The 10,542-nt window shown below is 56.9% G+C and carries 8 protein-coding genes; all 8 read left to right on the forward strand.

Going from position 1 to position 10,542, the window contains the following annotated elements:
- Positions 1 to 283: 283 nt before the first annotated feature.
- The 8 genes from ACEN2J_RS19805 to ACEN2J_RS19840 all read left to right on the forward strand — a co-directional run bounded on the left by ACEN2J_RS19805 (position 284) and on the right by ACEN2J_RS19840 (position 10,529).
- Entirely contained in the window at positions 284 to 1,633 is a 1,350-nt protein-coding gene (locus tag ACEN2J_RS19805) for a glutamine synthetase family protein (protein WP_442108348.1), read from the forward strand.
- Entirely contained in the window at positions 1,633 to 2,943 is a 1,311-nt protein-coding gene (locus tag ACEN2J_RS19810) for an NAD(P)/FAD-dependent oxidoreductase (protein WP_442108350.1), read from the forward strand. The genes ACEN2J_RS19805 and ACEN2J_RS19810 overlap by 1 nt, the downstream gene beginning before the upstream one ends.
- 208 nt (positions 2,944 to 3,151) lie before the next feature.
- Positions 3,152 to 3,544: a thiol-disulfide oxidoreductase DCC family protein gene (locus ACEN2J_RS19815; protein ID WP_442108352.1), complete on the forward strand. Its 393-nt coding sequence runs from the start codon at positions 3,152 to 3,154 to the stop codon at positions 3,542 to 3,544.
- A 123-nt stretch (positions 3,545 to 3,667) separates the two neighbouring features.
- Complete coding sequence (locus tag ACEN2J_RS19820; RefSeq protein ID WP_442108354.1) at positions 3,668 to 4,222, forward strand: CIA30 family protein; 555 nt, start codon at positions 3,668 to 3,670, stop codon at positions 4,220 to 4,222.
- A gap of 212 nt (positions 4,223 to 4,434) precedes the next feature.
- Positions 4,435 to 4,980 (forward strand): YaeQ family protein, encoded by a 546-nt coding sequence (locus ACEN2J_RS19825; protein ID WP_442108356.1) that lies wholly within the window; start codon positions 4,435 to 4,437, stop codon positions 4,978 to 4,980.
- A 115-nt stretch (positions 4,981 to 5,095) separates the two neighbouring features.
- Positions 5,096 to 6,274, forward strand: coding sequence for a metallophosphoesterase family protein (locus ACEN2J_RS19830; protein WP_442108358.1), 1,179 nt, complete (start codon positions 5,096 to 5,098; stop codon positions 6,272 to 6,274).
- Positions 6,271 to 9,675 (forward strand): AAA family ATPase, encoded by a 3,405-nt coding sequence (locus ACEN2J_RS19835; protein ID WP_442108360.1) that lies wholly within the window; start codon positions 6,271 to 6,273, stop codon positions 9,673 to 9,675. The genes ACEN2J_RS19830 and ACEN2J_RS19835 overlap by 4 nt, the downstream gene beginning before the upstream one ends.
- A 383-nt stretch (positions 9,676 to 10,058) precedes the next feature.
- Positions 10,059 to 10,529 carry an Arm DNA-binding domain-containing protein gene (locus tag ACEN2J_RS19840; RefSeq protein ID WP_442108362.1) on the forward strand — a complete coding sequence of 157 codons (471 nt, stop codon included), beginning with the start codon at positions 10,059 to 10,061 and terminating at the stop codon, positions 10,527 to 10,529.
- The last annotated feature ends 13 nt before the right edge of the window (positions 10,530 to 10,542 follow it).

The following is a 10,542-nucleotide window of genomic DNA, read 5'->3' on the forward strand; positions in this document are numbered from 1 at the left end:
AGCGCGAGACACGGCGGTATGGCTATTACGGCGAATACGGCCATTACGGTAAGGACAGCGATTGATCGACCGCACTTAAGATGACAGCCCTCCCCCCTGACCGCAGACAGTGGTGAGGGGGAAAGCACGTAATTTGTGGGCCGAAACACAGGCCCAATAGGTTGCGTATTTCATTTTGTGCCTGTTCATAATACCACCTTACTATCTCCCCTCGACTTTTACTAAAAAACAGCCCCAAATACGTACGACTGCACGAATAAATATCCAAAAGGATGTCCTTGATATGCCTGCGACCAACATTAGAAAATGGCTTCAGGATCGTCCTGAAATTGAAACCGTGTTTGCCTGTGTTTGCGACCTGAACGGCGCGATGCGGGGCAAACGCCTGCCTATTGAGAAAGCCAAGGAAATCATGGACGGCGGGCTGCGAATGCCGCTTTCCGTGCTTAGCGTGGATATCTGGGGCGAAGACATCGAGAATAACGAATTGGTGTTCGAGACCGGTGATGCCGATGGTATTTGCGAATACACAGGCCGGCCCATCGTTATGGTCAACTGGACCAGCCGGCCGTCCGCGTTGGTGATGTTTTGGATGGACACCGAGAATGGCGAGCCCTTCCCCGGCGATCCACGCCATGCGCTGTCAAAAATTGTCGACCGTTACAAAGCGCTGGGTTTGACACCCGTCGTCGCAACCGAGTTGGAATTTTACCTTTGTGATCCATCCGGCGCGCAGCCGCAGCCTCCATGCTCCCCCGTCACCGGCAAAAGACTGGATTCCGACGGCGCGCTGTCGCTGGACGAATTGCAGCATTTCGACGCATTTTTGAACGATGTCTATGATGCCTGCCATGAGCAGGGCATTCCAGCCGATGCCGCAATTTCAGAAAACGGCGCGGGCCAGTTTGAAATTAACATGGTGCATGTGGCCGACCCGTTGCAAGCCGCCGATGATGCGGTGCTGTTCAAACGGCTGGTGCATGGGATCGCGCGCAAACATGGCATGGCCGCAACCTTTATGGCCAAACCTTACGGCGATCGTTCGGGCAGCGGCTTTCACGTCCATTTCAGCCTGATTGACGAAAACGGCGTGAACATGTTTGACAATGGTGGCGAAGAAGGCACGCCATTGATGCTGAATGCGGTTGCCGGATTGCTGGAAACGATGCAGGAAAACACCCTGACCTTTGCACCGCATCAAAACTCTTACCGCCGCTTGTTGCCCGGCGCCCATGCGCCGACCAGCGTGGCGTGGGGCTATGAAAACCGCACCGCCGCAATCCGCATTCCCGGCGGCAGCCACAAAGCACGGCGCATTGAGCACCGCGTCGCGGGCGCCGATGCAAACCCGTATCTGGTGCTTGGCAGCATTCTGGGCGGTGCATTGGTGGGGATTGAAGGCAAGATGGAACCCGCCGCGCCGATCGTCGGTGATGCCTATAGCCAAAAACTGGACCACCTGCCGCTGGATTGGGCGACTGCCATTCAGGCGTTCCGCCGTGGGCAGCATGTGCAAGACGTGTTTTCCAAACGCCTGCAAACCATGCTGGTCGAATGTAAGATGCAGGAACTAAAGCGGTTTTCACGCTATGTGACCGATTTCGAATATGACAGCTATCTGGAGTCGGTGTAATGGCCATTGAAACCTTTGCCAGCACAGGCGAGACCAAACACACTGGCAGCTATTACGCTGCCAGCGCCAACCCATCGCCCGAACGCCCTGCGCTGACCGGCGATAACCATATTGATATTTGTATTGTCGGGGCGGGCTATTCCGGCCTGTCCACAGGGCTGCATCTGGCTGAAAAAGGCTATAAGGTTGCGATTATCGAAGGCGCCCGCGTCGGTTGGGGCGCGTCGGGCCGTAATGGCGGGCAAATCGTGAACGGGCTGAACGCCAGCTTGCAGACGATCAAGGGCCGCTACGGACAAGACACCGCGAATTTTGTTGCCGGTCTAGTACAAGAAGGCGGTGACATCATCCGTGAGCGGGTGAAAACCTATGGCATTCAGTGTGACCTGAAACCCGGTAACATCTTTACCGGCCTGACCGCCGCCCATATGAAAGAGCTAGAGGCGCGGCGCACGCTTTGGGCCAGCTATGGCATCAACAACCAAGAGATGCTGGATAAGACTCAGCTGCGCGAACACATCGGATCCGATGCCTATGCCGGCGGGATGATTGACCACACCGGCGGCCATATGCACCCGCTAAACCTGTGTCTGGGCGAGGCTGCTGCCTTCGAGTCCTTGGGCGGCGTGATCTATGAACAATCCCCTGTTATCCATGTGGATTCCGAGGCGGCAAAACCTGTAGTGAAAACTGCAGGCGGCACGATGACCTGCGGCACGTTGGTTATGTGTGGCAACGCCTATCTCGGGAATGTTGTGCCTGCGCTGACAGCCCGCGTGATGCCGGTTTCCACCCAGATGATGGCAACCGTCCCTTTGGGCGACGACCGTGCCAACGCGCTGTTACCCACCGATAAATGCGTCGAAGATGTGCGCTATATCCTCGATTATTTCCGCCTGACCGCCGACAAACGGCTCATCTTTGGCGGCGGCACGGTGTACGGCGGCACAGACCCTGCCGATGTCGAAGCAAAGCTGCGCCCTGCAATGGAAAAGGTCTATCCCAGCCTGAAAGGCGTCAAGATTGACTATGCCTGGAGCGGGAATTTCGCCTTGTCGTTCAGCCGCGTGCCGCAACTGGGGCGTATTGGGGCGAATACCTACTTCTCACACGGTTATTCCGGCCATGGCATCACCGGCTCGCATACCTTTGGCAAAATACTTGCCCAAGCGATTGATGGCGATAAGACCCGCTTTGACGTGTTTGCAGCCGTGCCATGGTATCCGTTCCCCGGTGGGCGGATGTTGCGTGTGCCCTATTCGATGGTCGGGTCGTGGTATTATGCGCTGCGTGACAGGCTGGGGGTTTAATATACCTTTTCGCGCCTAGGGATCAGTGCCAGAGGCGCGGATTTAAACCCGTTGATATGCAGAAAGATCGCGCGAAGAGGTGGTTTCGCGTTATCACACAAATCCCATCAGCACCGCAGCTGTGCTGATGGGGTGGAGCAAGGCATACCCCCTTATTTCGCGGAAAAATGGCTATTGAATTCCTTTTGCCGCGGTCTAGCTTTTGGCTATGGAACACATCCCCAAAACCTCTGTCCTTTACAATGCAAGCTGCCCGGTCTGTAACTTTGAGATCAGGCACTACGCGCAATATGCCGACCATAACGGCCTTCCGATCCGGTTCGATGATTTGAACTCGGACGCGCGGGGGCAATGGGGGCTTGATGCCGATACCGCCGCGCGGCGGCTTTATGTGCTGCACGAAGGCCGCCTGACATCGGGGATACCTGCGTTTCTGGTGCTTTGGGCGCAAATGCCAAGGTACAGTTGGCTGGCGCGGGTCATAGGCCTACCCGGCATCCGGCACATCGCTTCGGCGGTTTACGACTATGTATTGGCGCCCGTCATTTACCGCTGGCACCTGCGCCGTTTGCGCAAGCAATCCGCCGCAGCTTCTGACTAAGATCGGGGCACGCCCTATTGCGCTCCCGCCAACCCCACCTGATGACCAATTGCGGCAAACTGTCCACGCGTGTTGCATTTTCCCTGCGTCCTTACCACATCGGGATTAACCAAGGAGGACCACATGCGCCTAGTGACTTTGCGCAGGCTGGCGCTGATTGCCGCCCTGTTTTGTCCCACACTTAGTTATGCCGAGGGCACCATGATTGAATTCCCAGTATCTGAACCCACCCGTTGGGACTTTTTCAGCGATCAAGTTATGGGCGGCGTATCGGAAGGCAGGGTGACGTTTGAGACCGTTGAAGGGCAGCCCGTCTTGCGGCTGACAGGCCACGTGAGCACGGCCAATCGCGGCGGGTTTATTCAGGCCCGCACAAAGCTGGACGCGCCATTGCCTGACACCGCGCAAGGTATCATTTTAACGGTGCGCGGCAACGGCCAACCCTATTACCTGCACATTAGAACAAAGTGGACGGTTTTGCCTTGGCAGTTGTATCAAGCCAAATTTGAGACATCAAATGCGTGGCAAGAGGTGCGCGTACCATTCGAGGCCTTTGCCCCCTATGGCAAACTTTTGCGCCAGTCCTTCAAGGTTTCAGACGTGCGCAGTTTTGCCGTTGTTGCCTTTGGACGAGACCACGACGCAGACCTATCCGTGCGCGCGATCGGGGTTTATTGAGGCAAAGCCACGCATATTTATGTAAATGCCGAAAAGATGGGGCAAGGAAATCCCATCCTCAATCAGCACATGGGTCTAGGCGCCCCAGAGCGTTTGATAACGCAATTTGGCAACACCTATTCGCCACCCCTTTATTCGTGGCCTTGTTATCTGCTTTCACAAGGCCATCAGACGCAGTAGGCATCCTAATCTTTTAAACTTTAGGACAAGCCATGGCGCAAAATGCCACTATATATAAAGTTGAGCTTTCCGTCTCCGACATGGATCGTCACTATTATGAGACCCATAAACTGACCGTTGCGAAGCATCCGTCCGAGACGGATGAACGGTTGATGGTGCGTATTGTTGCTTTTGCGCTCAACGCCCATGAGTATCTGGAAATGACAAAGGGCCTGTCAACGGATGACGAGCCGGACATTTGGCAAAAGAGCCTGAGCGGCGAGCTTGATGTCTGGGTCGCCCTTGGGCTTCCTAGCGAGAAAGTGATCCGCCAATCCTGTAGCAAAGCCGGCAAGGTGGTCGTTTATCCTTACGGCGGCAAGACAGCCGAGATGTGGTGGGACAAGATCAAAGGCAGCACCACCCGTTTTGAAAACCTTCAAGTGATAAGTTTTTCCCAACAAGACACAGGCGAACTGGCAAAACTGGCAAGCCGCGCGATGAAGATCCAGATAAATATTCAGGACGGCGAGGTGATGGTGAGTGTTGGCGATACCATCATTTACGTTACCCCGTTAAAATGGAAAAGTGCCGCGTAATCCACGGATTTAGACCACAACGTCTATAGAGGAACAACATACGCCGAGGACAAACCAACAATCTGTTGTATGGTATCCGAAACCGTGTCTTTCGCGGAAACACGAACGGAATATGATGCGCCTTCTCATTTCAGCTGACACGCACCTTGGCTCACCCATCCGGTCCGTCGCATTGCGCAACCCTGATCTTGGCGATCGGTTGAAACAGGCCAGCCGCGACACCTTTGTCACGATTGTTGACCTTGCGATATCGGAACATGTCGATGCGTTGGTTCTGGCGGGCGACATCTTTGACAATGGCTACCCCGATCTGAAATCCCGCGCCTTCCTGATTGCGCAGCTGTCGCGTGCCGCAGGTGCTGGTGTGCCCACCGTATTGATCCGGGGCAATCACGATGCGCTGCTTGACCACCGCGCGCATGGTGATTTGGGGCCAAACATCCACCTTTTGGATAAGGCGAACCCAACGGTTGTGATCGGCGACACAGCTTTCCATGGCCTCTCGTTCGATACGGCCCATGTGGCAAAAAGTTTCCTTCCAGATTATCCGCAGCCTGTGCTGGGAAAGCGTAACGTGGGGCTGATGCACACGTCGCTTGATGGCGCTGCGGGCCATGACCCCTATGCCCCCTGCGCCGAGCGCGACCTGATGGCACATGGCTTTGACCTCTGGTGCCTTGGCCATATTCACGCGCCGTTTGAGCGGATCGACGGGCCGGTTCTGGCGGTTATGCCCGGCATCCCGCAGCCACGCCACTTTGGCGAGCGCAGCGGTGGCACTGTAACCTTTGTAACCCTCGGCGAAGGCACTCCAGCATTTGAACGCCGCGCCATTGGCCATCTTGGCTTTTCCGAATGCACCGTAGATCTGAGTGATTGTTCTGACCAACAAGAGGTCTTGCGCGGTTTGCGTGATGCGTTGATGTCCGCGCAAGTGCCCGGGCGGGATATAGCGGTGCGTCTGCATGTCACGTCGGATCGGTATAGCTCAGAGCTGGTGACGGAACTGGCAGCGGAAGTGCTGGAAACCATCGACGGCGTCTTTCTCGACAAGGTCAAATCCAAACCGTTACCGCATAAACCGGGGGCCGAGACCGACGATCTGCTGCGCCTGATGCAGGACGAATTGGGCGAAGACGGTTTCCGACAAGCCGCCTTGCAACAGCTTGAAGACCTACGGCTCGCCCTGCCAGCGGACATCATGGATGAGCTGGACGAGGCCGAGCTGGACGCGCTTTTGGCGGATGCGATTGCCGAAGTCTCGCTGACATTGCATGCGGGGACCGTGATATGAGGCTGAACCGATTAGACCTTATCCGCTACGGCCGATTTAAAGACGCCGAACTCATCTTTCCAAAACCGCCCGAAGGCGCGCCCGATGTAACGGTGATCTTTGGCCCAAACGAGGCAGGCAAATCCACAACCTTTAACGCCTTGCTTGAATTGCTCTTTGGGTTCAAAGGCGGGGCGCATCCTTATGCCTTTCGCTTTGATCGCAGTGATCTTCTGGTCGGGGCAGAGCTTGATCTGCCCGGCCGCGGAACCATGGTCTTGCGCCGCAACAGCAAGCGGTCGCAATCACTGTTAGACGCGCAGGACCGCCCGTTAAATGAGGCGATCCTATCGAGTGCTTTGCATGGCCTAACGCGCGAGTCCTATGAAGAGCGGTTTTCCCTGAATGAGAAGGGGTTGCGTGAAGGCGGCGAACGGATTGCAAGCGCGCAGGGCGATCTTGGCCAGCTTTTGCATGCGGGGCTGTCTGGCCTGACAGGGATGACGCACACGCTGGACGCATTGGCAGAACGGGCCGATAGGTTTCACAAGAAACGCGGCCGCAACACCGTGTTGAAAACAGGCAGTGACCGTTTGAAAGAGATTGGCCGTGAATTGCGGGCTGATCGCCTAACGACAGAACGAGAGCGCGACCTGCGTCTTGCCCGTGATCGCACGGCTGCCGCGTTTGAGGCTGCCGATACCGATCTGAGACAAGCCCATCAAAGACAAGTTGCGTCAAAGGCCGCAGATGTCTGGTTTGAGCGAACGGCCGAGATAGACCGGCTGACACAGGTCTTGGTCGACTTCCCCAACGGTCCCGACCTTCCGGCGGGCGCGGCAGAGGGTGTGGCGGGCCTTGTTGAAAAAATTGCCGCACAAAAGGCCCGGATCGCCGAGGCCGAGGACGCCATCGCCAAACAGGTTCAGACCATCGCAGACAATCCGGTCGACACACTGACCCAGCCGCTGCTGGCCGAGCTAGAGCGACTGGATCATCTGACCATCGACGGAGCGTCGCTGATGGGGCGAGCCAGCACCGCGCGGGCCGATCTTGCCCGACGCCGTGAAGACCAGGAAAAACTAAGTGTTCAGATAAATGCCGTTTTGGCGCAGCTTCAGGTGCCAGACGCGCCGCCCTCCACCGTTGCACTAGAGCCAAGCGCTCTAGAGCACCTCGCCGCCGCGGTGCAAGAGCGCCTGACAGTCGATCTTGCGGCCAATGCTGCAGCGATGGCCGTCGAAACCGCCCGCGCGCAACAGGGCGAAGCGCCCGCTGAACCGCAGGATTTAACGGCGCTACGGGCGGCTTTCGATCGTTGGCAACCCGTGGCCGATATCTCGGCACTTGAAGTAGAGAAAAACCAATCGTTGGCGCGTCTGACCAAGGCCACATCTGGACTGCCAGGGTATTGGAAAGACCTCCTCGCCGCTGGCCTGCCAGCTCCCGAAACACTCGACGACGTCGCCCGTAATTGGCTGGCCCTATCCGCCGACCTTGTATCGGCGCGCAAAGACCGCGACGCACGCGCAGCAGAACTGGCGCAAGCGCGGGCCGACCTGTCCGCCAATGAGGCCGCACCCGATGCTGTTGATATCGCCATGACCGAGGCAACACGGCGCCAACGCAACATGGTTTGGCAACAGCATCGGGACGGTTTGACACCTGTAACCGCCGACCTGTTCGAGGCGTCGATGTATGCGGATGATAGCAGCCGCGCCCATTACCAGACAGGCGCCGAGGCGCGGCAGCGGTTGCATACAATCAAAGGTTTGGTACGGGCCGCCGAGGCAAAGCATGAAACCGCCAAGGCGCATTATGACGATTTGCTTGCCCAGCGGGATCAGTTGTCGAAGCGTTGTTTCGAACTGGCGCGCGCATTAGGATTGGACAAAGACACGCCCCCTTCGGCCTTTCAGGCCCGACATCAGGCTATGATCGCTGCGGCCGAAATGGCTGCCGAACGGTCCAATGCTGAAACCGCGTTGCAGCACCGCCTTAGCCACCAAACACTTACCCGCGAGGCGTTGATCGAGGCGGCACGGCCACTAGGCCTTAACCCCGACCATGGCGATCTTGCCAGCCAAGTACACCGCGCATTGATGTTAGAGGGCAATGACCGCAAAGCGTGGGACAAGTGGCAACACGGCGAAGACACCATCGCCAAGCTGGTCAGCCAGTCACAAAAATGCCGCACCGATTGCGCCACAGCACAGGCAAATCTTGACCTGTTCACCGCAGCGCTGCCTTTGCCAGATCGCTCGCTTAACGCTATCCGTGCTGCCATGCCCCACCTACGCAGCCTACAGCAGCTTTATGCTGACTATAAAAAGCTCTCCACGCGGATCGAGGCCTTGAAGCAGGCGATTGCCGCCCTTGCAGAAACCGCGCAGCGTATGACACGGACCATGGATGATCCTGATATCCAGTGCGATATCGACCCCATTCAAGTGATAGACCACGTGCGTGCGCGCGTAGAACGGGCCGCGCGGGCCGACGAAAGGCGAGCCGAAGCCTGTGCGCTGCGAGATGAAGCGGACAGATCAAAGCGCCGCGCCGAGAACGAGCTTCAGGCAGCCATCGACGATCTGAACAGGTGCTTCGAAGGGCAGGATGGCCAAGATCTCGCCCCCCGAGACAAAGTCGCAAAGCTAGTTGAGCGTGACCGTCTGCGCCTTGAAAAGGCAGCGGCAGACAGCGATCGGCGCAAGGCCCGTGATGGTGTCGACGCCGATCTCTTTGCCGAAGAACTGGGCAGGATGCCGGATGCAACCCGTGCAGCGTATCTGGAACAGGCCTTAAAAGACATGCAAGAGGCGCGCGATACCGCCCGCGATGCGCAACGCGAGGCCGCCCGTCTGTACCGCGAAGCTTTTGAGGCCGTCGACCGCAGCGACCTTGCGACCGAACAGGCGACCCTGCTCGAAGAACTCCGCAATGATGCGCGTCAGGCGGCGGTGGCCCGACTGGGGGTGCTGGCCGCGCGCGGCGCGCTGCGGCGTTTGGCGGCAGAGCGCCGCAGTGGCATGTTGCGCGACGTCGAAGATGCCTTTGTCACCATGACCGCCCCCGCATGGACCGGCGTTGACGTCTGGAGCCAATCCGAAGGCGAAAAGCTCGTCGGCATTCAACCAGATGGCAGCACAGTTCCGGTTGAGCAAATGTCGACGGGCACGATGGGGCAGTTGTATTTTGCCCTGCGCCTCGCGGGCTATCGCAGCTTCGCCCGTGACCCCGGTCCGCTGCCGATGATCCTTGACGATATCATGGAAACGTTCGACGACACCCGCGCACGGGCAGCCCTCACGCTTTGCGCTGATATCGGCGCGAACGGACAGGCCATTCTCTTTACGCATCACGCCCATCTGGTTGAACTAGCCCGCGACTGCATCAAAGATGTGGCCGTCGTGAACATGCCATAGGGCTGCCGTTATGCGCGGCACATTTTCATTCAGCTCGGTGCTGCCGGGCAAAGGAGATGTTCATGGCCAAGCACATACGCAAGATTCAGCGCAAATTGCGGATGCTTCACTCTGCAAAATGGCTCGGGCACATCGCTAAGGATATGACCAGCTTACCAGCCAGTTCATACGCATAACCTAGCGCAACTAATGCACTGGTAAGTTTCTGCTATTGCTGTGAAAATTGGTGCCCCCATACGGCATTGAATACAAAAACATGTAGGTTCTGTAATGGTCGCTAAATAATTTACAGCATTGTTTATAAATGACTTTATTATCTATAAGGTTCACATAGGTTCGGCTACCTCAACATGTAGGGGTGGATATAAAGATGGATACAGAAATTGACTGCATTGAACCGACTCTCAGCAATTGGAATAAAAAATGCCGTTCCGGGGATGCATTGCGATGGAGGTGGGCTTTGGTTGCGCAAACGAGAGGACGGCGGCGGGCAGTGGCTTCTGCGCTTCACTTTACATGGACAGCGCCGAGAGATGGGATTGGGGGGCATCACCGATATTTCTCTGAAGCAGGCGCGTGAACTCGCTACCCAGTGGCGCGGTCAAGTTGCTTTTGGCAAAGATCCAATCAAGGCACGCGAACAAGAGCGCCGGAGTGCGGCAAGAAACCTACACATCTTAGCAGACGTTGCACACGACGCCTTTGAAAGTCGAAAGGCTGAGCTGAAAGGCGACGGCAAAGCCGGGCGCTGGTTCTCGCCGCTCGAACTGCATGTGCTGCCAAAGCTTGGCAACGGCAGAGTAAAAGTGAGCCAAAGGGCAGTGCAAAATGTTGCCACTTTGGGGTTGGGATAATCAGCGTATAGAC

It is taken from the genome of Pseudorhodobacter sp. W20_MBD10_FR17 (assembly GCF_052119765.1).
In the GTDB taxonomy this organism is placed as follows: Bacteria; Pseudomonadota; Alphaproteobacteria; order Rhodobacterales; family Rhodobacteraceae; genus Pseudorhodobacter.